Source organism: Rhodococcus spelaei, assembly GCF_006704125.1.
GTDB lineage: Bacteria > Actinomycetota > Actinomycetes > Mycobacteriales > Mycobacteriaceae > Rhodococcus_G > Rhodococcus_G spelaei.
The window spans coordinates 405,557-428,548 of sequence record NZ_VIGH01000004.1 but is presented as its reverse complement, the minus strand read 5'-3'; the positions used below and the strand labels follow the sequence as shown (position 1 = coordinate 428,548).

The window sequence follows — 22,992 nt, the reverse complement described above, 5'->3', positions numbered from 1 at the left end:
TGTACAGATTCAGCGATTTGTACAGACTCGGCAATTGGCATCCAGATTCTCGGAGCTCCCTACCGCAGGGGGACGGGGCGGCCGGCGACCACCAGCACCACCGACTCGGACTCGGCGGCGACGGCGGCGTTGAGGCGGCCAAGCAAGTCGCGGAACCGGCGACCGGACGCGGTCGCCGGGACCACCCCACTGCCCACCTCGTTGCTGACCGCGACGACCGGCACCGTCGCGGCCCGCCACGCCCCGAGCAAGTCCTCGACATCGGACTGCACTGTCACCCAGCATGATTCGTCGGACCAGGCACCGCGGGCGTCGATGCGCCGGGTCAGCCAGGTGCCGAGGCAGTCGACGAGGACCGGCACCGTCGCCACACGCAACGCCGCGGCGACGTCGTCTGTCTCGACGGTCCGCCACGACGCCGGCCGCGACGCCCGGTGCTCCGCAATCCGCGCCGCCCACTCCGCGTCGCCGTCGACAGCAGCGCCGGTCGCGAGGTAGGTGACGTCGTCGCGGTCGACGAGCAGGCGCTGCGCGTGGGTGGACTTTCCTGCCCGCGCACCGCCGAGCACCAGGGTCCGACGCGGACACTCCTCGCGCGCCGGCGCCTGCCCGAGCACCACCACGGCTCCGTCGGGAACGACGCGAACTCCCCACGGCCGCAACCTGTCCGGCAGGTCGGGCGGATTGTGGTGGCCGAGGTGGACTGCAATCACGTCGGTTCGATCGACCACCGCCCCGGCTTCGCGCAGCGCGGCCAACGCCCGCGGGAAGGTGCGCAGGTCCAAATGGTCGGCGTCGTGGTCCGCGAGGTCGCCGAACGTCTCCTCCAGGAACACCGCGTCGTAACGGGCGCCACGCACCAGGTCCAGTACCGACGCAGGAAGGGGTCCGGTGTCGGTGGCCCACAACAGCTTCCGACCTTCCCGGCCCGCGACCTCGTACAGCACCGAATCGCCGTCGCGCATCACCCGGTGCGCGGCGGGCAGCACCCGCACGTCGTAATCGCCGACCCGCACCTCGTCGCCCGACGTCACCGGTACCCAGCGGACCGGATCGTCGGGCCCGACCCAGTCCCGGCACAGGTCCAGTGCCTCCGCCGGGCCCACGACATCGAGAGTCTCCCCGCACCCCGCCCACGACCGTATCAGCAGCGCCAGCGGTCCGACATGGTCCGGGTGCGCATGGGTGAGCAGCAGGTGCCGGACCCCGGCCAGTGACCGACCCGCCGCGACGGCAGCGCGCGGCACCTCCGGCCCGCAGTCGAGCAGCAGCACGTCGTCGACCAGTGCCGCGGTCTGGGCGCGATTCTCGCCGCGCCGCAACACGGTCCGGCAGGAGGCGCACCCGCAGAACGGGTTCGGCCAGCCGTCGGCCGCGCCGGTGCCCAGCAGCACGACCTCCATCACGCCTCCCCCGCCGCAGCGTCGTCCGGCCCGACCGGCAGCACCACCGGCCCGCCCGGACGGTCCAGGACCTCGACCCTGGCGCCGTACACCTCGTTGATCCGGTCCGCCCGCAACACTTCTCGCGGGGTCCCGTCCGCGACAACGCGGCCGCCGTCGAGCATGACGATGCGCCGGCCGTACTGGCCGGCGAGGGTGAGGTCGTGCATCGCCGCCACCACCGTGATGCCGTCCGCGGTTCGCATGCCCTGCACGAGGTCCAGCACCTGCTGCTGGTGGCCGATGTCGAGGGCGCTGGTCGGCTCGTCCAGCAGCAGTACCCGAGGTTGCTGCGCGAGCGCGCGAGCGAGCACCACGCGCTGCAGTTCGCCGCCGGACAGTTCGGTGGCCGGCCGGCGCGCCAGCCCGGACAGGTCGAGCCGCTCGATCACGGCCTCGACCACCTCCCGGTCCCGACCCGTCTCGGTGCCGAACCGGGGCACGTGCGGCGTGCGGCCGAGCGCCACGAGTTCGGCCACGCTCACCCCCTCGGGCACCACGGGACGCTGCGGCATCAGCGCGACCGCCCGCGACATCGCACGCCGGGCGGCCCGGCCGGGATCGTTCCCGGCGACGGTCACCGTCCCGGTGGACGGCACCAGCCCGGCGAGCGCGTGCAGCAGCGTGGTCTTGCCCGCCCCGTTCGGCCCGACCACGGCGACCCACTCGCCCTGCCGGACAACCAGATCCACGCCGCCGAGCACGGTCACTCCGCCGCGCTCGACCCGTAGTCCCGCGCACTCGATCACGACGCCTGCCGCCCGCGGCGCAGGATCAGCAGGAAGAACGGCGCGCCGATCGCGGCCGTCACCACCCCGATCGGCAGCTCGGCCGGCGACATCGCGGTCCGCGCGACCACGTCGGCCAGCACCAGGAACGCGGCGCCGAGGATCAGCGACAGCGGCAGCAGCAGCCGGTGACCGGGCCCGACGACCAACCGGACCGCGTGCGGCACCACGATTCCGACGAACCCGATCAGCCCGCTGACGCTGACCACCGCCGCGGTGCCGAGGGTCGCGGCGGCCACCAGCGTCAGCCGTACCCGGGCCGGGTGCACGCCCAGGCTCGCCGCCTCCACGTCGCCGACCGCCATCACGTCCAGCACCCGCCGGTGCAGGCCGATCACCGCCGCGGACACCACCACGTACGGCAGCACCACCAGCACCTGCGTCCAGCCGTCGGTGCTCAAACGGCCCAGCAGCCAGCTGTACACCTGCCGCAGGGTCTCGTCGTGGCTCTGCTGCAGGAAGGTCTGCGCCGCATTGGCGAACGCCGCCACCGCCACCCCGGCGAGAATGATCACGACCTCGCTGCGGGCGCCGCCGACGCCCCGGCCCAGGGTGTACGTGGCGGCGACCGCGAGGACCCCGCCGGCGAACGCCGCCACCGGTACCCCGAAGGTGCCCAGTGCCGCACCGGAGACGATCGCCGCGGTGGCACCGAGACCGGCTCCGCTCGAGACACCCAGCAGGAAGGGATCGGCGAGCGGGTTGCGGAACACGCCCTGGTACGCGGCGCCGGCGATGGCCAGGGTGGCCCCGACCAGCGCGCCGAGCACCACCCGCGGTAGCCGGATCTGCCACAGGATCGCGTGCTGCTGCGCGGACAGCCCCGAGTCGAGGTGCACACCGGGGATCGCGTCCAGCAGGTCCACGATCACCCCACGCACGGTCAGCCCGGCCGGCCCGGTGACGGCACCGATCAGCAGCGCCGCCACGAGCACGACCACGGCGCCACCGATCACCGTCGCCGTGCGCCGGGTCGTGCTCACCCGGCCGGGGTCGGCTGCGCGGCGGGGACGGTCTGCGCGGCGGCGGCGATGCCGCGCACGAGGTCGACCACGCGCGGCCCCCAACGGCTGGCGAGGTCCGCGTCGAGCACGTGAATCTGCTTGTCGCGCACCGCGGCCAGGCCCGACCAGCCGGGACGCGCGGCGACCGTGTCGGGCGTGACGCCGCAGCACTGGCCGTCGGCGAGGAAGATCAGGTCCGGGTCGGCCGAGACGACGTACTCCGCCGACAGCTGCGGGTAGTCGCCACCCGACCCGCCGCCGGCGGCGATGCTCCGCAACCCGAACAGCCCGTAGATCTCGCCGAGGAAGGTCTTGTCGGTGACCGTGTAGAGCGTGTCGTCGAGTTCGTGGAAGTAGGTGCGCGCCTTCGGCTGCGGCGGCACCGACGCCACCGCCGCGGCGATCTGGGTGCGCATCGACGCGGTCAGGGTGGTCGCTTCCGACCCGTGTCCGGTGGCCGACCCGACGCGCTCGATCTGCCCGTACGCCTCGTCGAGGTTCGCCGCCGCGGGCAGCAGCAGGGTGGGCACCCCGGCCGCCTTCAACCCGGACACCAGGCCACCGGGGTCGTCGGCCGCGATCACCAGGTCCGGTGCCTTGCCGATGATCGCCTCGACGTTCGGCGCGTAGCCCGACAGGTCGGTGGTGGGGACGCCCGCCGGGTAGTCGGACTTGTCGTCGACGGCGACCACCTGATCGCCCGCGCCGACCGCCCACAGCGTCTCGGTCGCGGTGGGGCTGAGGGAGACGATCTTCGTCGGGCGTGCGCCGACGGTCACGGTGCCGGTCGAGTCGGCCGGCCCCGACTGCACCGTCACCAGGAAGGTGCCGTCACCGGTCGAGGGTGCGGACGAATCCTGCGATTCGCCCGCGCACCCCGCCGTGAACGCGAGCACGGCCGCGCCGAGCATCGCCGCCACCCCGGCAAACCGAGGTCCGCGATGGCGCGCGCTGCGCGGAAAGCCTGTCGACACAGCCGATCTCGTCATCCGACTCGCCGCTAGCGCAGCGCGTTGTCCAGGTCGGCGAGCAGGTCCTCGACGTCCTCGAGGCCGACCGACAGGCGCACCACCCCGTCGGTGATGCCGACCGCCGCCCGACCCTCCGGCCCCATCGCGCGGTGGGTGGTGGTGGCCGGATGGGTGATCAACGACTTGGAGTCGCCGAGGTTGTTCGAGATGTCCACCACGCGCAGCGCGTCGAGCACCTCGAACGCACGCTTCTTGGCCTCGCCCTCCGGTGCGTCGAGTTCGAAGGTCACGACGGTGCCGCCGCCGCTCATCTGCGTCTTCGCCAGCTCGTACTGGGGATGCGACTCGAGGTACGGGTACTTGACCCAGCGCACGGCCTTGTTCTGTTCGAGGAACCGCGCGATCTGGAGCGCGGAGTTCACCGAGTGCCGCACCCGCACCGGCATCGTCTCGAGCCCCTTGAGCAGCGTCCACGCGTTGAACGGGCTCAGCGCGGGGCCGGTGTGTCGCATCAGGTTCTGCACCGGGCCATCGATGTACTCCTTCGGACCGAGGATCGCGCCGCCGAGCACGCGGCCCTGCCCGTCGATGTGCTTGGTGCCGGAGTAGACCACGATGTCGGCGCCGAGGTCGAGGCTGCGCTGCAGCAGCGGAGTGGCGAAGACGTTGTCCAGCACCACCTGTGCGCCCGCCGCGTGCGCCATCTCGGAGACCCGGCGCACGTCGACGAGGGCCTGCATCGGGTTGGACGGGGTCTCGAAGAACACGGCGGTGGTCGGCACGGACAGCGCCTCCTCCCACTGCTCGAGGTCCTCGCCGTCGACGAACACGGTCTCCACGCCCCAGCGCGGCAGGATCTCGTTGCACACCACGAAGCAGGACCCGAAAAGGCTGCGGGCGGCGACCAGGCGGTCGCCCGCGCCGAGCAGCGCACCGAGAGCGGTGAACACCGCGGACATGCCGCTGGAGGTGCCGAAGCAGGCCTCGGCGCCCTCGATCAGTCGCAGCCGCTCCTCGAACATCTTCACGGTCGGGTTGCCGTACCGGGAGTAGACGAAGTGGTCGACCTCGCCGGTGAACGCCTGCTCGGCCGCGCCCGCGGACTCGTAGACGAAGCCGGAGTTGAGGAACAGCGCCTCCGAGGTCTCCTCGAACCCGGTGCGCATCACGCCGCCGCGCACCCCGAGGGTGCCGAGTCCGACGTCCGCCGGGAGCTCCTTGCGAAACGCGCCGCCTTGGGGAATGCCACTCACTGCTGCCTCCAGGGAAGTCCGACCGCGCGCCAGCCGACCACGCCGCGATGACCGTCCGCGTCGATGCCACCCTCGAAGCCGTCGAGAACGTTGTAGGACGGGCCGATGCCGGCCGCGGTCGCCGCCTCCGCGGCGCCGATGGAACGCTGGCCGGAGCGGCACAGGAACACGACCTCGCGTGCCTCCCCGCCGGTGATGCCCGCTTCCTTGAGCTGGTCCACGAAGTTGTCGTTACGGGCGCCGCTGACGCTGACCCACTCGATCAGCACGGGGCTCCGGCCCAGTTCGGAGGTGTCCGGGACCCCCACGAACCGCCACTCCGCGTCGGTGCGGCAGTCCACGAGGACCGCCTCGGGATGCTCACGCAGCAGGTCCCATGCCTGCTCGGGAGTGATGTCGCCTGCGTAGCTCATGGGGACAGTTTTTCACAACCTCGCCGCGGCCCCCGGGTCGGCAGCCTCCCCCGTCCGGTTCGGGGTCGCGCATGCCGCCTCCCGGCCGGACCCCGGGGATGTTCACTCGGCCAGCGCCTGGGTACCGAGAACGCCGAGGAGCGCGAGCCGCTCGGCGTCCTCGGTGTCCGGTTCTGCCGTGTACACCAGGATGCGCAGGTCGCTGCCCTCCACGCTGAACACGTCACAGTCCAGTGTCAGCGGTCCCACCAGTGGGTGATCGATCGTCTTGGGCGCAATCTCGGGACCTGCGACAGCGCCCGTCTCCCAGAGGTCGGCGAATCGAGTGCTCCCGGCCCGTAACTCGGCGATCAGCCTCCGCAGTCGTTGGTCCGCCGGGTACCGGACCGCCGCCGAGCGCAACGCGGCCACCTGTGCGGTCTCGAGTGCGTGCCGCGACTCGGGAGTGTGCCGGACACGACTGCCCGAACCGAGAAAGTTGCGCCACACCGCATTGCGCTCGTTGCCGTGGACCTGCCCCATCAGAGCCGTGTAGAGCGGGTTGGCCAGAAGCAGCGTCCACGTCGCGTCGGCGACCGCGACGGGCGTCCCCGCCAACCGGTCCAGCATCCGCTGGACGCTCGGAGTGATGAAGGCCGGCACGGTTCCCCGACCCGGCGGCACCAGCCCGGCGACGTGGAACAGGTGCACACGCTCGGCCGCGGACAGGCGCAGTGCCCGGCCCAGGGACTCGACCACCTGCTCCGAGGGGTTGGCCGCGCGGCCCTGTTCGAGGCGGGTGACGTAGTCGACCGAAATTCCCGCCAGCAGCGCGAGTTCCTCGCGGCGCAGCCCCGCCGCCCGCCGGTGGCCGCCGACGGACACCCCGGCCGCCTCGGGGGAGACCCTGTCGCGCCACCGCCGCAACGTGCGGCCGAACTCCGTGGTCGTCATCGCTCCACTGTGCACCGCCCGGCACCGAAGCATGCTGGTACTGGCAGTCCCAGGAAGACGGGACTGCTGGCTGAGCTCGTCTTCCCCACCCAGAGTGGAGGTATGACCACCACACTGATCACCGGAGCGAACAAGGGGCTGGGCTTCGAGACCGCCCGCCGACTCGTCGACGCGGGACACACCGTGTACATCGCCAGCCGGGACACCGAACGCGGGCTGGCCGCCGCCGCACGCCTGGGTGCGCGGGCAGTCCGGTTGGACGTCACCGACGACGCCTCGGTGGCAGCCGCGGCGGCGACAGTCGAGGCCGACGGCGGACTGGACGTACTGGTCAACAACGCGGGCATCGAACTGCGCGGGCCGGACAACACCATCATCGGCGCCGCCGACCTGACCGCCGAGGTGATGCGAAAGATGTTCGAAACCAATGTCTTCGGACCGGTGCGCGTCCTCCACGCGTTCCTGCCGCTGCTGCAGCGCTCGGCAGCACCGGTCGTGGTCAACGTCAGCAGCGGCCTGGCCTCCCTGACCGGGGCCGCCACCCCAGGCACCCCGGCGTACGGCTACCCGGGCGTCGCCTACCCGGCGTCGAAGACGGCGGTCAACATGATCACCGTGCAGTACTCGAAGGCGTTCCCGAACATGCGGATCAACGCGCTGGAGCCCGGCTTCACCAAGACCGACCTGAACGGGAACACCGGCACCCAGACCGTCGAGCAGGGCGCCGAGATCATCGTGCGGATGGCCCAGGTAGCTCCCGACGGTCCCACCGGGGGCTACTTCAGCGCCGAAGGGACCCTCCCCTGGTAGCTCACGCGGCGGCGGCCTCCTTGACCGCGTGCCCGACTCGAGCGCGGAGCGCGGCGAAGCGAGGCGACCCCCGTAGCTCGTCCGCGTCGACCCCCGAGCGGGGCAGGTCCACCGTCAGATCCAGCGCGATCCGGCCGGGACTGCGGCTGAGCACCACGATCCGCGACCCGAGGAACACGGCCTCGTCCGCGCTGTGTGTGACGAAGACGCTGGTCCTGCTGGACTGCGTGCTGACCGCACGCAGGTCCTCCTGCAGCCGCTCGCGGGTCAACGCGTCCAGCGCCGCGAACGGCTCGTCGAGCAGCAGCAGTGAGGTCTCGGCGGCGAGCGCCCGCGCGATCGCGACCCGCTGCTGCTGACCGCCGGAGATCTCCCAGATCCGCCTGTCCGACATGCCCTCCAGGCCGACCCTCTCGAGGAGTTCCTCCCGCCGCGAGGGCCGAGCCGACCGCGGCACGCCGGCGTACTCGAGCGCCAGGTCGACATTGCCGCCGACGCTCTTCCACGGGAACAGGCGCGGCTGCTGGAACACCACTCCCGAGCTCACCCCCGGTTCCGGGGAGGCGCCCCCGACGCGGATCTCGCCGGCCGTGGGCCGTTCGAAGCCGGCGATCAGCCTCAGCAGCGTGCTCTTGCCGCAGCCGGACGCCCCGACCAGCACCAGGAACTCGCCGGCAGGCACGTCGAGCGAGAGCGGTCCGACCGCGGTGACGTCGCCGTAGGCGTGGGTGACCGCGTCGAGCCGGATGTGCGGCTCCGCCGCCCGTGAGTCCTTCTGGTCCGCAAGGGGGCCAGAAGGACTCACGGATGCATTACTGGACGGCACCGGGCAACCCCTTCACGTACAGCGCCTTCTGGAAGACGGACAGGTCCGGTGCGGCGCCGATCTGCTTCTGCTCGGCGAGGAACTGCGCGGCGCTGTGCAGGTTGTTCGCCAGGTTGCCGGGCGCGCCCTCGGTGCCGAGCCACTCCGGAGAGGACAGCGCGGCGGGCGCGAGGAAGACGCCCTGCTTCAGCTGCGCGGCCGCGTCCTGCTCGGTGGTCCCGATCTCCGCGGCGACCGCCTTGGCCGCCGCGGCCGGGTCGTTCGCGATGGTGGTCAGGGCGCGGGCCTGCGCCGTGCGCCACGCGTCGACCACGTCGGGGTGCGCGTCGGCGAAGGCCCCGGACACCACGCCGAGGTCGAGGGTGGGCTTGCCGGCGGTGGCCAGCTCACGGCTCGCGATCAGGGTCTTGCCGTTCTTGCGAAGCTCGTCGAGGGTCGGCAGCCAGGTGTAGACGGCGTCGACGTCGCCGCGCTGCCACGCCGCGAGGGAGGCCTGCGGCTGCAGGTCCACCAGCTGTACGTCGGAGGCGGACAGACCCGCCTGGTTCAGGGCGGCGAGCAGGCTGTAGTGCGCCGTGGACGCGAACGCGGTGCCGATCTTCTTGCCGCGCAGGTCGGCGACGGACTCGATGCCGGTGCCGTTGCGGGCGACGAGTGCCTCGTTGTCGCCGGCCACGTCGAGCACGAATGCGACCTTGTACGGGATGTTCAGCGGCGCCGACAGTCCGCGGGCCACCGGGCTGGACCCGATCGCGCCGAAGTCGACCTCGCCCGCGACGAACGCCGTGTTGACGTCCGCGCCGGAGTCGAACTTCGTCCACTTGACGTTGTAGTCGGGCAGCGCGTCCTCGAGCCAGTGACTGTTCTTGACCACCAGGTCGCCACTCGGAAAGGTTTGGTACGCAACGCGAATGGTGGGTTTGTCGTTGCTCGCCGACGAGTCGACCGAGCAGGACGTGACGCCCAGGGCGACGACCGCTCCGGCGACGGCCACTGCCAGCACCCGGCGAACACGACTGACGGGGTTACTCATACTTTTCCTCTCCAGGGCACCGCGCGCCGTTCGGCGACACGCAGCAGGGCGTCGATGACGAGCCCGGACAGTCCGATGGCGAAGATGCCCACCAGCACGACCGGCGTGTTGTTGTAGTTCGAGGCGTCCTTGACCATGCCGCCGACTCCGGGCAGGCCGTTGAACAGTTCCGTGGCGACCACCGACGAGTAGGCGATGCCGACCGCGAGCCGCACGCCGGTGAACGTCTCCGGCAGTGCTGCGGGCACCACCACGTCGCGGATGACCTGAGCCCGGCTGGCACCGAGGGCGCGTGCGGCCTCGATCAGGCCGACCGGGGCCGCGAGCACCGCCGCGGTCGTGGCGACGGCGGCGGGCGGCAGCGCGGCGAGCGCGAGCAGGGCGATCTTCGGGGCCTCGTCGATGCCGAGCCAGATCACCAGCAGGAAGAAGTAGGCCAGCGGCGGCAACGCCCGCAGGAACGTCAGCCAGGGTTCGAGGATGCGACGCAGCCAGCCGACGGTGCCCATCGCCAGACCCAGTGCGACGCCGACCGCGACGCCGATCACCACGCCGGCCGCGACCCGGCGCAGGGTCATGTAGAGGTGCTCCCACAACAGGTAGCCCTGGTAGCCGCGAACCCCGTCATGGGTGGTGGAGGCGTCGACCGCCGCACGCCAGACGGTCGCCGGGTAGGGCACGAAGATCTCGTTCCAGAGCCCACTGGCCGCGGCGAGTTGCCAGAGTCCGAGGAAGACCAGGACCGACAGCAGGGGCAATACGGCCCGGCCCGCGCGGCGGAGCCAGCGCCCGCGGGAACCCGGTGCGGGGGCGAGCGCGGACCGTGCCGCCCGCGGACGCGTCGGGGCGGCCGGGGCGCGGCGGGCGAGCGTCTCGGACATGAGGAGCATTGGTACGCGCCGCGCGCCACGCGGTGAAGGGTTTTACTCAGGGCCGCGAGTAAGGGTTGCGGCGGCGATCGCCCTCGGCCATCCTGCTTGCCACAATCATTGCTTGTGCCCCCTCAAGTCGGGGTGCCCTAGCGGAGTCGGCCGCGGTGGCGGAAGATCGACAGACGAGGGCCCGGCGACAGGGCTGCACACACCTGTTAGGTACGGCTCAGTTTAAGCTGAAGGCTCGCCGGTAATGGCTGGTTACCAGCACCGAACCGTCCGTCCGCTAGTCGAAGAGGTAGTTCGTTCGAGATGACTGACCAGAATCGTCCGCTCCGCGTTGCCATCGTCGGCGCCGGCCCCGCCGGCATCTACGCCGCCGATGCCCTCATGAAGTCCGACACCGCATCGGGCCGCGGCGTGTCCATCGACCTGTACGAACGCATGCCGGCGCCCTTCGGCCTGATCCGCTACGGCGTCGCCCCCGACCACCCGCGCATCAAGGGCATCATCACCGCCCTGCACAAGGTCCTCGACAAGGACCAGGTCCGGCTGCTCGGCAACATCGACTACGGCACCGACATCACCCTCGACGACCTGCGCCGCTTCTACGACGCGGTGATCTTCTCCACCGGCGCCAACGCCGACCGCGCGCTGGACATCCCGGGCATCGACCTCGACGGCAGCTACGGCGCCGCCGACTTCGTCTCCTGGTACGACGGCCATCCCGACGTCCCGCGCACCTGGCCGCTCGAGGCCGAGAAGGTCGCCGTCCTCGGCGTCGGGAACGTCGCGCTCGACATCGCACGCGTGCTCGCCAAGACCGGGGACGAGCTGCTGCCCACCGAGATTCCCGCGAACGTGTACGAGGGGCTCAAGAACAACAAGGCCGTCGAGGTCCACGTCTTCGGCCGGCGCGGCCCCGCGCAGGCCAAGTTCACCCCCCTCGAACTGCGCGAGCTCGACCACTCCCCGACCATCGAGGTCATCGTCGACCCCGAGGACATCGACTACGACGAGGGCTCCGAGGCCGCGCGCCGTAACTCCAAGCAGGTCGACATGGTCGCGAACACGCTGCAGGACTGGGCGATCCGCGACGTCGGCAACCGCCCGCACAAGCTGTTCCTGCACTTCTTCGAGTCCCCCACCGAGGTTCTCGGCGAGGACGGCAAGGTCGTCGGCCTGCGCACCGAGCGCACCGAGCTCGACGGCACCGGCAACGTCAGGGGTACCGGGAAGTTCAACGACTGGGACGTCACGGCGGTCTACCGCGCCGTCGGTTACCTCTCGCAGAACATCGCGCAGCTGCCGTTCGACGAGCAGGCCGGCACCATCCCCAACGAGGCGGGCCGGGTCATCGGCGACGACGGCGAGCACCTGTCGGGCACCTACGTCACCGGCTGGATCAAGCGTGGCCCGGTCGGCCTCATCGGCCACACCAAGGGCGACGCCAACGAGACGGTCGCCTGCCTGCTCGAGGACTCGGTGAACCTCGCCGGCGCCGCCGAGCCCGATGAGGACGCCGTCGTGAAGTTCCTCGAGGGCAAGCAGGTCCCCTTCACCACCTGGGACGGCTGGTACCGCCTCGACGCCCATGAGCGTTCACTCGGCGAGCCCGAGGGCCGCGAGCGCATCAAGGTCGTCGAGCGCGAGGACATGCTCCGCGCCTCGAAGAAGTAGCAATCAACCAGTGAGACGGCGTCCGGCCCGGTGAACGGGGCGGGCGCCGCATCTCGTTCTCGGACAAGGCATTCTTGAGCGGTGTTTGACGCCCACGTACACATCATCGATCCGCGGTTCGCGCTGGTCGAGAACGACGGCTACCTGCCGGACCCGTTCACCATCGCCGACTACCGCGCGCGGGTCGACGGGTTCGGCGTGGACGGCGGCGCCGTGGTCACCGCGTCGTACCAGGGCACCAACCAGGACTACCTGGTTGCCGCGCTCGAGGAACTCGGCCCCGGTTGGGTGGGGGTGACCCAACTCCCCGAGGACGCCACCGACGAGGACATCCTCGCGCTGGACCGGGCGGGCGTCCGGGCACTGCGGTTCAACCTGCGGCGCAGCGCCACCGACGTCAAGGTCCTGACCACGCAGGCCCTGCGGGCGTGGGAACTTGCCGGCTGGCACGCCGAGTTCTACGTGGACGCCTCCCTGCTGCTGTCCCTGGAACCGGTGTTCAAGAAGCTGCCGCTCGTGAGCGTTGATCATCTCGGCATGTCGACCCGCGGCCTGCCGTACCTGCTGAACCTGGTCGACCGCGGGGTGAAGGTGAAGGCCACCGGCTTCGGCCGCGCGACCATCGACGACGTCGGCGACGCGCTGCGACGCATCCACCGGGTCAACCCGGCGGCGCTGATGTTCGGCACCGACCTGCCGGGCACCCGCGCCCGCCGCGCCTTCGAGGCCGCCGACCTGGACGTGATCACCGAGGCCGTCGGCGACGACCTCGAGGCCGTGCTCGGCGGCAACGCCCGCGCCTGGTACCGATTGCGCTGACGCGCCCGTGCGCGCCGTTCACCCCGACTGGGGTGCTGGCCATCCGGGTCGTTCCGCAGGCTCCACTCCCGCCTCGCGCACAGTCGCCGCAGGCGATGATGTCCGCATGGACCTCGGGATCGACACCACCCTCACCCTGCTCGCCGCCGGGCTGATCTTCCTGCTCGCGCTGGGCCTGGGCGTGTGGAAGTACCGGCAGATGGCGGTCAGCGAGAACCACCTCGCGCACCCGTACGTCGACATCGCGCACCGGGCCGCACTGATGTACGCCTTCGCCACCGCACTGATCGCAGTGTTCGTGGAACTGAGCGACTGGCCGACCTGGGTGAACCTGACCGCCGCCGCCGTGGTGGTGTTCTTCTTCGTCGCCGCGATCGGCAGCTACATCCTGCACGGCGCCACCCGCGACACCGACAACCAGTTCGCGCACGCCGGGATCCCGCTGCACCTGTCGATGGTGCTGCTCATCGTCGGCGAGATGGGCGGATTCGCGGTGCTACTCGCCGGTTTCGTGCACGGTCAACTGCCGGCCTGACGCCGGGAGGGCTACCGCGCCGCCGGTTCCTGGTGAAGGGACAGGACGTTGCCGTGTGGGTCGCGGAACCAGGCGATACGGGTGCCGTCCGGGGCGGTCCAGGCGTCGTGCTCGTCCTGGTCCATTCCCTGATAACTGGTGAACTCGACTCCCTTGGCGCGCAGGTCCTCGACCGCAGCATCCAGGTCGTCGACCTCCCAGCCGAGCACCGTGTAGCCGGTGTCGCCCTTGGTCTGCACGAGCGTGATCCGAAGGGAGGTCCCGCCGCCTCCGTCCACCACCAGTGCGAACGGGGTGCGCGAGGTGACCCGCAGCCCGAGCGTGTCGACGTAGAACATCGACGACACGTCCAGGTCCGTGCTGGCCACGAATGCCACGAGACGACCGGGGAACGTCATGGACTCCACTGTGCTCGGCCCACGCGCGCCAGGCAACACGTGACCCGCAGCACATCCCGACCCTACGAAGGGTTAACGTCTGTCAAGTCAACGTTCCGCCCATGCTCGAAATGAGGAGAACCGTGTCCGCAGAAGACGTTAGGAAGGGTCCGCTCGCGGGTGTCCGCGTGGTCGAACTGGCCGGAATCGGACCGGGTCCGCATGCCGCACTGCTGCTGGCCGACCTCGGTGCGGACGTCATCCGCGTGCAGCGCGCCGGGATGATCCCGGGCGCCGACCAGCGCCACGACCAGACGCAGCGCGGCCGCCGCATCGTCGAGGCGAACCTCAAGGATCCGGCCGACATCGAACTGGTGCTCGGACTGCTCGAGCGGGCCGACGTGCTGATCGAGGGCTTCCGACCCGGTGTCACCGAGCGGATGGGTCTCGGCCCGGACGTCGCGCTCGAGCGCAACCCGAAGCTCGTCTACGGCCGGATGACCGGGTGGGGTCAGGAAGGTCCGCTCGCGCAGGCCGCCGGCCACGACATCAACTACATCTCGCTGACCGGTGTGCTGCACGCGATCGGCCGCAACGGAGAGCGTCCGGTGCCGCCGCTGAACATGGTCGGCGACTTCGGTGGCGGCTCGATGTTCCTGGTCTTCGGCATCCTCGCCGCACTCGTCGAGAGGCAGACCTCCGGCAAGGGGCAGGTGATCGACGCGGCGATGGTCGACGGCACCCTGGCGCTCTCGCACATGATCTGGAGCTTCCGCGGTCAGGGCATGTGGTCGGACGAGCGTGGCGTCAACATGCTCGACACCGGCGCCCCGTATTACGACACGTACGAGACGTCCGACGGCAGGTACATGGCCGTCGGCGCGATCGAGCCACAGTTCTACGCGGAGCTGCTGAAGGGCCTCGAGCTGGACCCGGCGGAGTTGCCCGGACAGCACGACAAGAACGCCTGGCCGGAGCTGCGCAAGGTGTTCACCGAGAAGTTCCTGTCCAAGACCCGCGACGAGTGGGCGGCGATCTTCGACGGCACGGACGCCTGCACCACGCCGGTGCTGACCTTCGCCGAGGCTCCCGACAACGCGCACATCGCCGCACGCGGCTCGCTGGTCGAACTGGACAAGGTCACCCAGCACCGGCCGGCGCCGCGGTTCTCGCGGACCGAGACCGGCATCCCGACGCCGCCGCCGATCGCCGCGGTCGACGCCGCCACCGTCTGGCAGTAAGGCAGCTCCGCCGCTGTGGTGCGGTTCCGGAGTCCCTGGACTCCTGACCGCACCACAGCGGCAGACCCCGCCTCAGATCACCAGGGCCGGGCGGGACAACTCGGCGCCACCGGACAGTGCGCGATACGCCGCCGCGATACCCGTCACCGCGGTCCGGAGATCGTCCTCGCCGCGGGCGTAGGGCAGCCGGACGTACCGCTCGAACGCGCCCTCGAGCCCGAAGCGTGGACCCGCCGCCAGGACCACCCCGTGGTACGGAGCAGTGGCGGCCAGCGCCGTGGACATCGGCGTCGGCAACTGCATCCACAGCGCCAGACCGCCGCTGCCCGGGGTGCACCGCCAGTCCGGCAGTTCGGTCGCGACCGCGTCGAGCAGCGCCGCGCGCTGACCGCGCAACTGCTCCCGTCGGGCCGGCAGCACCCGGTCGGCCGCCTCGATCAGCGACACCGCTGCCAACTGTTCGAGTACCGCGGTGCCGAGGTCGAGCGCGGAGCGCACCGCGACGAGGGCGCTGATCATCGACGGCTCCGCGCGGATCCACCCGATCCGCAGGCCCGACCAGAACGACTTCGACGCCGACCCGACGCTGATCACCTCGGCCCGACCCGCGCCGCGCGCGAACGCGGCGACCGGGCTCGGGGGCTGCACGTCGAGCGACAGGTCGGCCATCGTCTCGTCGATGATCAGCGTCATCGACGTCTCGCGGGCGATCTCGACCAGTCGCGCCCGCCCCGCCTCGTCGAGGCAGAATCCGGTGGGGTTGTGGAAATCCGGCACCAGGTACGCGAGCTTGGCAGCGGTTTGCCTTGCGCTGCTACGGATTCCGTCGAGGTCCCAGTCCCGTTCGGCCAGTCGCAGCGGTACCGGCACCGGGCGGGCCCCCGCCCTCTTGATCGCCTCGATCGCGTTCGTGTAGGTCGGGTGGTCGATCAGCACCCGCTCGCCGGGCGCGGCGAGCAGGTCGAGCAGCAGCACCAGCGCGTGCTGCGCACCGGAGGTGATCATGATCTGCTCCGGCTCGGTCGGCAGCCCGCGGCGCCGGTACCGCTCGGCGACCGCCTCGCGCAGTACCGGCAGTCCGGTGGGCTCGAGCCCGTGCCCCGGGAGGTACGCGGGCAACGCCTCGAGTGCCCGCGCGTAGGCGGCCTGCACCTCCTGCGCGGGCGCCGCCATCGCGGCACAGGTCAGGTCGATCGGCGGGCCCGCCGCAGGTTCGCCGAACCCGTCCCGGTGCGGCACCGGGGCGCGGCCGGCGACGAGTTCCGGCAGGGCGACGGTGCTGCGCGAACCCTGCCTGCTCACCAGGTATCCCTCCTCCCGCAGCACCGCGTACGCGGAGGTGATCGTGGTGCGGCTCAGTTCGAGGACCGCGGCGAGATCGCGTTCGCTCGGGAGCGCGACGCCGAGCGGGATCCGGCCGTCGAGGACCAGCAGTCGGACGCTGTCCGCGAGCGCGCGGTAGGCGGGCACGGCGGTCCGGCGTCGCCCGGCGGGCTGGTCGTCCTGCCACTTCCCGAGGTCGCGGGCCAGGGTCGTCGCGCCTATCACTCTCATTGATTCAGCACTCTTATCGTTTCAGCACTCGCGCAGCCATGAAGGCCAGTGTCCTTCAACTGGATATTTATTGCAATGCCAATTGGTCGCAGGATGGGCACATGCTGCCCGCCCTGGTCTTCCTCGCCGTCCTCACCGTCCCCGTCGCGAGTCACCTGCTCGTCCGCCGCGCCCGCGGTTCCGGACTGTTCCGGCTGGAACAGTTCCGCCCCGCCTCGTCGCTGGCCGGAAGGCTTCCAGAGGGGCACGACGCCACCCGCGCCTACCGCGACCTGCAGGCCGCCCTGTCCCGCCACGAGGTCGTGCCGCCGGTCAGGCCGGCCCCGCACCACTGAATCGCACCCGATTAACCAGTCCAGTTGACGACAACTGGACTTGTCACTCGCGTCCCGTCGCCGCACTGTCGGCACGGGCGCGCATACTGACCCGGTGACCGCCCCCGGCTACACCCTCTTCGACACCGCGATCGGCCGGTGCGCGCTCGCGTGGAGCGACCGCGGGGTAGTCGGACTCCAGCTCCCCGAGGTGTCCGCCGAACGGACCCTGGCCCGACTGCTCGACGCGCATCCCACCATGCAGGACCGCGCGCCCTCCCCCGCGGCGCGACGGGCCGTCGAGGGCGTCACCGCACTGCTCACGGGCGTGCCCGACGACCTCGCCGACGTACCGCTCGACCTGAGCGCCGTGGCCGAGTTCGACCGCCGCGTGTACGCCGTGACGCGTGACATCGACCCCGGCGAGGTGCTCACCTACGGTCGGGTGGCCGCACTGATCGGCAGCCCCGACGGAGCCCAGGCGGTCGGACAGTCGTTGGGGCGCAACCCCATTCCGATCCTGGTGCCGTGCCACCGGGTCCTGGCCGCGGGCGGCAAGGTGGGCGGGTTCTCCGCGTCCGGCGGCACCGTCACCAAACGAGCACTGCTGGCACTCGAGCACACGCCAGGGTTCGACGACCCGACGCTGTTCTAGTGGCCACCACCGGCGGCGACGCCCATGAGGCGCCGCCGCCGGTTGCCGCTACCGCGGGAAGTACGGGCCGACACCCGGCTTGTCCGGCACGATCAGCACCTGACCCGGGTAGATCACCGTGTCGACGCTCGGGAAACCGTTGAGCCGCAAGATCTCCCCGACGTCGCCACCGAAACGCAACGCCACGTCGGACAGCGAGCCGCCCGGCTGCACTGTGTACGTCTTGGTACCGGGCGGGGTCACCGGCGGCGGGGGCGGGCTAACGCTGTTGCCCGGGAAATACGGGCCGACACCCGGCTTGTCCGGCACGATCAGCACCTGACCCGGGTAGATCACGGTGTCGACGCTCGGGAAACCGTTGAGCCGCAAGATCTCCCCGACGTCGCCACCGAAACGCAACGCCACGTCGGACAGTCCGTCGCCGGACTGCACGGTGTACGTCTTGGTACCGGGCGCGTGGCCGTGGTCCGGTCCCGGCATGCCGGACACATCGAGAACCTGGCCCGGAAAGATCACCGAGTCCACGTTCAGCCCGTTAGCCTGCAGCAGCACGCCCAGCGGGATGCCGAACTTCTGCGCGATGCCGGGCAGGCTGTCGCCGGCCACCACCGTGTAACTGCCGGATACCCCGGGGTTCGGCACAGACAGAGTGGGAGTCACGGATGGGGAGGGTGTCAGCGGCGGCGTGGGCGACACCGAGGGCGCCTCGGAGGCAGAAAGAGGCGGCGGCGCTGACCCGTCGGAATCCCCGGAATCCGATGAACAACCAGACAACGCGAGCGTCATCGTCACCGCGAGGACACCGGCAAGGCCAAATCGTCTGCGCATGCAGCAGACCCTACGCAGAGTCAAGCTCAGAACGCGCAACAGCAGCGACGCCGTGACGGCGCCGCCGCTGTTGACACACTGCGACCTTGACCCGGTTACTGCGGGGTCCCGTACATCCGCAGCCCGTCCTTGGTGCACTCCGGGAAGTTGTACTCCCGCGGATGGCAGTCCCAGCCCCGGATGTTCGCGGGCTGCTCGGGCGCACCCGGCGTCGCAACGAATCCCTCCATGACGTTGAACGCCTCGCCGCAGCCGATCCGTCCGGCCGGCGTGCTCACGGCGATCAGGTTGAACGGGGTCGAGCCGATGTTGAACTTGCCGCAGTTGGTGTCCGAGAGTGCAGGCGGCGGCGGGTTGCCACCGTTACCCGGGAAGTACGGGCCGACACCCGGCTTGTCCGGCACGATCAGCACCTGACCCGGGTAGATCACGGTGTCGACGCTGCTGAAACCGTTGAGCCGCAAGATCTCCCCGACGTCACCACCGAACCGCAGCGCCACATCGGACAGCGAGCCGCCGGGCTGCACGGTGTACGTCTTGGTGCCGGCGGGCGGCGGGGGCGGATTACCACCGTTACCGGGGAAGTACGGGCCGACACCCGGCTTGTCCGGCACGATCAGCACGTCGCCCGGGTGGATCACCGCGTCGGTGACCGCGAAACCGTTGAGCCGCATGATCTCCCCGATGTCACCACCGAACCGCAGTGCGATATCCGACAGGCCGTCGCCCGGCTGAACGACATACGTCTTGGTTCCGGGAGTCGGTGCAGTACCCCCGTTACCCGGTGCCGGCATACCCGACACGTTCAGCACCTGGCCGGGAAAGATCACCGAGTCCATGTTGAGACCGTTGCGCTCGAGCAGTGCACCGATGGGGATACCGAACCGCGCCGCGATTCCGGAGAGAGTGTCGCCGGGCACCACGGTGTAGCTGGCGTCGGCGGAGGCCGGCGCCTGACTCATCAGCGGCGCGGGGGCCGTGACGGGTGTCGTCGCGGGCGATTCCGACGCCGACACCACCGCCGACGATCCCGACCCAGCAGCGGAGTCCGACCCCGTGGAGTCACCGGCGCCGGACGAGCATCCCGCAACGGCCAACGTAACGGCGAGCACGCCGACGCACCCAATTCGCTTCATGCCGTGGACAGTAACGCATCGATAGCTGGGCGCCCCCGCAATGTGAAGTGCGTTCCGCGAGTTTCACCGCGACGTGCGACAGGACCCGCCCGGCGCGCGGCGCCGAGCGGGTCCTGTGAGGGCGTAGATCAGGCCAGCACGTCCCGACGGACGATGGTCTCGTCCCGGCCCGGCCCCACACCGATGCACGAGATGAACGCGCCGGAGAGTTCCTCGAGCCGCAGCACGTAGTTCTGCGCGTTGACCGGCAGTTCCTCGAAGGTGCGGGCGTGCGAGATGTCCTCCCACCAGCCCGGCATCTCCTCGTAGATCGGCTTCGCATGGTGAATCTCGGTCTGCGACATGGGCATTTCGTCGTACCGCACACCGTCGACCTCGTACGCGACGCAGATCGGCACGGTGTCGAGACTGCTCAGCACGTCGAGCTTCGTCAGGAAGTAGTCGGTGATGCCGTTGACCCGCGTCGCGTAGCGGGCGATCACGGCGTCGAACCAGCCGGTGCGCCGCGCGCGTCCGGTGGTGACGCCGACCTCGCCGCCCTGCTTGGCGAGGTACTCGCCGTGATTGTCGAACAGCTCGGTCGGGAACGGGCCCGAGCCGACGCGGGTGGTGTAGGCCTTGAGGATGCCCAGCACCGTGGTGATCTTGGTGGGACCGATGCCCGAACCGACCGCCGCGCCACCGGAGGTGGGGTTCGACGAGGTCACGTACGGGTACGTGCCGTGGTCGACGTCGAGCAGCGTGCCCTGCGAACCCTCGAGCAGGACCGTCTCGCCGCGTTCGAGCGCCGTGTTCAGCTCGAGTCGCGTGTCGGCGATGCGGTGCTTGAAGCCCTCCGCCTGCTCGAGCACTTCCTCGACGACCTGCGCCGCGTCGAGCGCCTTGCGGTTGTAGATCTTGACCAGCACCTGGTTCTTGAACTCGAGGGCCGCCTCGACCTTCTGGGTCAGGATCTTCTCGTCGAGCACGTCGGCCACCCGCACGCCCACGCGGGCGATCTTGTCCTGGTAGCAGGGCCCGATCCCGCGGCCGGTGGTGCCGATCTTCCGGGCGCCGAGGAACCGTTCGGTGACCTTGTCGATGGCCACGTGGTACGGCATGATCAGGTGCGCATCGGCCGAGAGCAGCAGCCGACTGGTGTCGACGCCGCGCTCCTCGAGGCCGGCGAGTTCGGTCAGCAGCACCCCGGGATCGACCACGACGCCGTTGCCGATCACGTTGGTGACGCCCGGGGTGAGGATGCCCGACGGAATCAGATGCAACGCGAACTTGTCGCCGTTCGGCAGGACGACGGTGTGACCCGCGTTGTTACCGCCCTGGTAGCGCACCACCCACTGGAGGCTTCCGCCCAGTAGATCGGTAGCTTTGCCCTTGCCCTCGTCGCCCCACTGGGCTCCGATGAGGACGATTGCCGGCATGACGTCTCCTAGGTCGACAGACTTCTGCGCATCTCAGCGCAGAGACCAGCCGTCCGTGGACAGTGGCCGGGACGACAGTTTAGTCCAGTGCCGTCGCGGCACTGGTGGGCGCACCACCGAGCGCGTCGAAACCGGTCGCGCGGCGCCCCCGCTACGCCGCGCGGTGCGCGTGCAGCCACGGCGCCGGGCTTACCTGGACCTCGAGACCGGACCCGTCCGCAGCGGCCCGAATGACGCAGGTCGGCGGCCCCCACACGGCCCCGTCCACCTGCAAGTAGATCGGCCGGTCGGCGTCCCCGCCGAGCAGGTAGCTGAGCCCTCGGTTCATGTGGAACTGGCGCATCGCGTGCGGACCGATCCGCTGTGGCAGGTCTCCCGGCTGTCCACGGTCGACGGATTCCACCGGGTCCAGCAACAACTCCTCGTTGGTTGCGTTGACCACGGTGACCGTCACGGTTGTCATCGGATTCACCCCAGCCCGTCGTTCAGTTCAGCTCATCCGTAACACGAACGCCTTCCGTGCCCGGTTCACCCGTGTGCCCATCCCCGACGGGCACGGCGCTGCGCGTGCATTCCGCTCACCGCGCGCCTGTTGCGAGAACGCTGCGGCTACCTTCAGTCTAGGCCGCGACAGCTCCGAACGGGGGCCCGAACCGGGTCCGATCCGCATCCATATTCACGGCGGACTGTGTGCCAAACATGTTCCTGGACTGGTCATTCCGCGACCAGTGCGAATCCAGGCCGGATCTCGCCGGTGGGTTCCGCGGGCACGAAGCCCGCGACCACTACACCCACCCCCGGCCGTACCTCGCCCTCCGCGTGGTACGAGCCGTCATCCACCAGATGTGGCTGCACGGTCTCGAATCCGCCGACGAGCGAGCGCATGTTGAACCACACCAACCGAACCGGACCGTGCGGGGCGTCCGCGGGCAGGTCGGCGGTGAAGGTCACCAGGTCGGGGTGTGCCGTCGACCTGCCGACGTCCGCGTGCACGGGATGTTCGCCGAACACCGGGGGCACCTGGAAGGGATGCACGTGCCGCGCCGACGGGGTGGACATGTGGCCGATTCCGAGCTCGAGCAGGTCCTGGGCGGCGCGGAGGTCAGTCGACCCCTCGATCACGCCCTCCCGCCGCAGTTCGGTCACCACCGAGGTCAGACCCGACCGACAGAATCGAGTGATGCGCGTGGAGGTGGGTGAACCTGCGCGTGGGCGTTCCGTTGTCAGCATGATGGCCTCCGGCCGGTAGCTGCAGGGTGCCCTCCCAGATTACGACCGTCCGGTCTCCGACACACCGGTAATCGACCGTATCGTCGAACCGGACCGCCGGAGCGGAGCCGGCGGAGCGACCATCCCACCGGAGCGGAGCCAGCGGAGCCACCATCCCGAATCGACACACATCCGGAGCGGACCCTTGACCATGATCGTGCTCGCCTGCGGGGGTGCTGCTGTGCCCGCGCGGCTGGCGTCGCTGCCCACCGTGACCGCGCCCGCGGTGCCCGCCAAACCCGACTTCGACGAACTCTTCCGCCGGCTCGACGAGTCCGCCGAGCAGCCACAGCGACTGGTGGTCGTCGGCGACGACGGTGCCCTGGCCGCCGCGCTGACCCGGCTGATGCGCTCCGAGCGCCTACACGTCGAGCTCGCGTACGTCGCGGCCGCACGGACCGCCGCGACCCGGCTGTACGGACTCGCCGTCGGCGAGCGCGCCGCCGAGCGGGCACTGCACGGCAGGCCCGACGAGCTGCCGCTGATTCGCGACGACGCGGGCACCGCCCTGGTCGCCGAGGCCACCGTCACCGGACCCGACGGCGGCGACCTGGTCGGCGAGGCCTACGTCGACTCCACCCGGTTGTTCTCCGGCACCGTCCGGTCGCTTCGGATTGCGCCGATCCTCGAACAGCCGGGACTGCGCGCGACCGCGGCCCGCGGCTGGGGCCTGCGGCCGAGCCGGTGGACGCCGGGGCGCGCCATGCAACTGGGATCGGTGGGCGCGGTGGTGACTCGGGACGGCGTCATCACGAGCCGCGCGGTCAAACGGTCGAGCTTCTACCGGGACACCCGGCAGTGGCTGCTGGTCCGCTGACCAC

Annotated in this window: 25 protein-coding genes; 8 read left to right on the top strand and 17 right to left on the bottom strand. The window is 70.5% G+C overall.

All coding sequences use genetic code 11. From position 1 onward, the window contains the following. Window positions 1-59 precede the first annotated feature (59 nt). The 7 genes from FK531_RS11385 to FK531_RS11355 form a co-directional block, all read right to left on the bottom strand. Window positions 60-1,403: a bifunctional adenosylcobinamide kinase/adenosylcobinamide-phosphate guanylyltransferase gene (locus FK531_RS11385; protein ID WP_142099285.1), complete on the bottom strand. Its 1,344-nt coding sequence runs from the start codon at window positions 1,401-1,403 to the stop codon at window positions 60-62. Next, window positions 1,403-2,191 carry an ABC transporter ATP-binding protein gene (locus tag FK531_RS11380; protein ID WP_142099283.1) on the bottom strand — a complete coding sequence of 263 codons (789 nt, stop codon included), beginning with the start codon at window positions 2,189-2,191 and terminating at the stop codon, window positions 1,403-1,405. Before FK531_RS11380 ends, FK531_RS11385 begins: the two co-directional genes overlap by 1 nt. Continuing rightward, window positions 2,188-3,213, bottom strand: a complete 1,026-nt coding sequence (locus tag FK531_RS11375; RefSeq protein ID WP_246098102.1) for a FecCD family ABC transporter permease — start codon at window positions 3,211-3,213, stop codon at window positions 2,188-2,190. Before FK531_RS11375 ends, FK531_RS11380 begins: the two co-directional genes overlap by 4 nt. Then, window positions 3,210-4,145 (bottom strand): ABC transporter substrate-binding protein, encoded by a 936-nt coding sequence (locus FK531_RS11370; RefSeq protein WP_142099281.1) that lies wholly within the window; start codon window positions 4,143-4,145, stop codon window positions 3,210-3,212. Before FK531_RS11370 ends, FK531_RS11375 begins: the two co-directional genes overlap by 4 nt. Window positions 4,146-4,234: 89 nt before the next feature. Further along, window positions 4,235-5,458: an O-succinylhomoserine sulfhydrylase gene (locus tag FK531_RS11365; protein ID WP_181762913.1), complete on the bottom strand. Its 1,224-nt coding sequence runs from the start codon at window positions 5,456-5,458 to the stop codon at window positions 4,235-4,237. Continuing rightward, a complete protein-coding gene (locus FK531_RS11360) occupies window positions 5,455-5,871 on the bottom strand; it encodes a rhodanese-like domain-containing protein (protein ID WP_142099279.1) in 417 nt (138 codons plus the stop codon). Before FK531_RS11360 ends, FK531_RS11365 begins: the two co-directional genes overlap by 4 nt. A 102-nt stretch (window positions 5,872-5,973) precedes the next feature. Beyond that, on the bottom strand, window positions 5,974-6,804 hold the full coding sequence (locus FK531_RS11355) for a helix-turn-helix transcriptional regulator (RefSeq protein ID WP_142099277.1): 831 nt from the start codon (window positions 6,802-6,804) through the stop codon (window positions 5,974-5,976). A gap of 102 nt (window positions 6,805-6,906) precedes the next feature. On the opposite strand from FK531_RS11355, the gene FK531_RS11350 reads away from it, so the two are divergent. After that, window positions 6,907-7,614 carry an SDR family NAD(P)-dependent oxidoreductase gene (locus tag FK531_RS11350; protein WP_142099275.1) on the top strand — a complete coding sequence of 236 codons (708 nt, stop codon included), beginning with the start codon at window positions 6,907-6,909 and terminating at the stop codon, window positions 7,612-7,614. A gap of 1 nt (window position 7,615) precedes the next feature. Here FK531_RS11350 and FK531_RS11345 read toward each other — a convergent pair whose 3' ends face one another. Genes FK531_RS11345 through FK531_RS11335 form a run of 3 tightly spaced genes read right to left on the bottom strand, consistent with a single transcriptional unit; the run spans window position 7,616 to window position 10,354 of the window. Next, complete coding sequence (locus FK531_RS11345; RefSeq protein WP_142099273.1) at window positions 7,616-8,419, bottom strand: ABC transporter ATP-binding protein; 804 nt, start codon at window positions 8,417-8,419, stop codon at window positions 7,616-7,618. A gap of 7 nt (window positions 8,420-8,426) precedes the next feature. Next, window positions 8,427-9,473: a taurine ABC transporter substrate-binding protein gene (locus FK531_RS11340; RefSeq protein ID WP_142099271.1), complete on the bottom strand. Its 1,047-nt coding sequence runs from the start codon at window positions 9,471-9,473 to the stop codon at window positions 8,427-8,429. Further along, entirely contained in the window at window positions 9,470-10,354 is an 885-nt protein-coding gene (locus FK531_RS11335; RefSeq protein ID WP_142099269.1) for an ABC transporter permease, read from the bottom strand. Before FK531_RS11335 ends, FK531_RS11340 begins: the two co-directional genes overlap by 4 nt. Window positions 10,355-10,657: 303 nt before the next feature. Here FK531_RS11335 and FK531_RS11330 point away from each other — a divergent pair, with 303 nt between their 5' ends. The 3 genes from FK531_RS11330 to FK531_RS11320 all read left to right on the top strand — a co-directional run bounded on the left by FK531_RS11330 (window position 10,658) and on the right by FK531_RS11320 (window position 13,379). Beyond that, entirely contained in the window at window positions 10,658-12,025 is a 1,368-nt protein-coding gene (locus tag FK531_RS11330) for an FAD-dependent oxidoreductase (protein WP_142099267.1), read from the top strand. Window positions 12,026-12,106: 81 nt separating this feature from the next. Further along, the gene (locus FK531_RS11325) at window positions 12,107-12,844 is read left to right on the top strand and encodes an amidohydrolase family protein (RefSeq protein WP_142099264.1); all 738 of its coding nucleotides are present in this window, start codon (window positions 12,107-12,109) and stop codon (window positions 12,842-12,844) included. A 106-nt stretch (window positions 12,845-12,950) separates the two neighbouring features. Next, a complete protein-coding gene (locus FK531_RS11320) occupies window positions 12,951-13,379 on the top strand; it encodes a hypothetical protein (protein ID WP_142099262.1) in 429 nt (142 codons plus the stop codon). 11 nt (window positions 13,380-13,390) lie between these two features. Here FK531_RS11320 and FK531_RS11315 read toward each other — a convergent pair whose 3' ends face one another. Further along, window positions 13,391-13,777, bottom strand: coding sequence for a VOC family protein (locus tag FK531_RS11315; RefSeq protein ID WP_142099260.1), 387 nt, complete (start codon window positions 13,775-13,777; stop codon window positions 13,391-13,393). Between the two features lie 110 nt (window positions 13,778-13,887). Here FK531_RS11315 and FK531_RS11310 point away from each other — a divergent pair, with 110 nt between their 5' ends. Further along, window positions 13,888-14,997: a CaiB/BaiF CoA transferase family protein gene (locus FK531_RS11310; RefSeq protein ID WP_181762912.1), complete on the top strand. Its 1,110-nt coding sequence runs from the start codon at window positions 13,888-13,890 to the stop codon at window positions 14,995-14,997. A 72-nt stretch (window positions 14,998-15,069) separates the two neighbouring features. On the opposite strand, the gene yczR is transcribed toward FK531_RS11310, so the two are convergent. After that, on the bottom strand, window positions 15,070-16,551 hold the full coding sequence (yczR, locus tag FK531_RS11305) for a MocR-like transcription factor YczR (RefSeq protein WP_142099256.1): 1,482 nt from the start codon (window positions 16,549-16,551) through the stop codon (window positions 15,070-15,072). Between the two features lie 101 nt (window positions 16,552-16,652). Here yczR and FK531_RS11300 point away from each other — a divergent pair, with 101 nt between their 5' ends. Together FK531_RS11300 and FK531_RS11295 are read left to right on the top strand one after the other, a co-directional pair. Beyond that, the gene (locus FK531_RS11300; protein WP_142099254.1) at window positions 16,653-16,886 is read left to right on the top strand and encodes a hypothetical protein; all 234 of its coding nucleotides are present in this window, start codon (window positions 16,653-16,655) and stop codon (window positions 16,884-16,886) included. A 94-nt stretch (window positions 16,887-16,980) separates the two neighbouring features. After that, window positions 16,981-17,520, top strand: a complete 540-nt coding sequence (locus FK531_RS11295; RefSeq protein ID WP_142099252.1) for a methylated-DNA--[protein]-cysteine S-methyltransferase — start codon at window positions 16,981-16,983, stop codon at window positions 17,518-17,520. A 48-nt stretch (window positions 17,521-17,568) separates the two neighbouring features. Here the strand turns inward: FK531_RS11295 and FK531_RS11290 are convergent, their stop codons facing one another. The 5 genes from FK531_RS11290 to FK531_RS11270 all read right to left on the bottom strand — a co-directional run bounded on the left by FK531_RS11290 (window position 17,569) and on the right by FK531_RS11270 (window position 22,048). Continuing rightward, window positions 17,569-18,180, bottom strand: a complete 612-nt coding sequence (locus tag FK531_RS11290) for a LysM peptidoglycan-binding domain-containing protein (RefSeq protein ID WP_181762911.1) — start codon at window positions 18,178-18,180, stop codon at window positions 17,569-17,571. 263 nt (window positions 18,181-18,443) lie between these two features. Then, window positions 18,444-19,484, bottom strand: a complete 1,041-nt coding sequence (locus FK531_RS11285; protein ID WP_142099248.1) for a lytic transglycosylase — start codon at window positions 19,482-19,484, stop codon at window positions 18,444-18,446. A 128-nt stretch (window positions 19,485-19,612) separates the two neighbouring features. Then, the gene (locus FK531_RS11280; RefSeq protein WP_142099246.1) at window positions 19,613-20,902 is read right to left on the bottom strand and encodes an adenylosuccinate synthase; all 1,290 of its coding nucleotides are present in this window, start codon (window positions 20,900-20,902) and stop codon (window positions 19,613-19,615) included. Window positions 20,903-21,053: 151 nt separating this feature from the next. After that, a complete protein-coding gene (locus FK531_RS11275) occupies window positions 21,054-21,365 on the bottom strand; it encodes a hypothetical protein (RefSeq protein WP_142099244.1) in 312 nt (103 codons plus the stop codon). Between the two features lie 251 nt (window positions 21,366-21,616). Beyond that, window positions 21,617-22,048: a hypothetical protein gene (locus FK531_RS11270; protein ID WP_142099242.1), complete on the bottom strand. Its 432-nt coding sequence runs from the start codon at window positions 22,046-22,048 to the stop codon at window positions 21,617-21,619. A gap of 274 nt (window positions 22,049-22,322) precedes the next feature. On the opposite strand from FK531_RS11270, the gene FK531_RS11265 reads away from it, so the two are divergent. Continuing rightward, the gene (locus FK531_RS11265) at window positions 22,323-22,988 is read left to right on the top strand and encodes a hypothetical protein (RefSeq protein ID WP_246098118.1); all 666 of its coding nucleotides are present in this window, start codon (window positions 22,323-22,325) and stop codon (window positions 22,986-22,988) included. The last annotated feature ends 4 nt before the right edge of the window (window positions 22,989-22,992 follow it).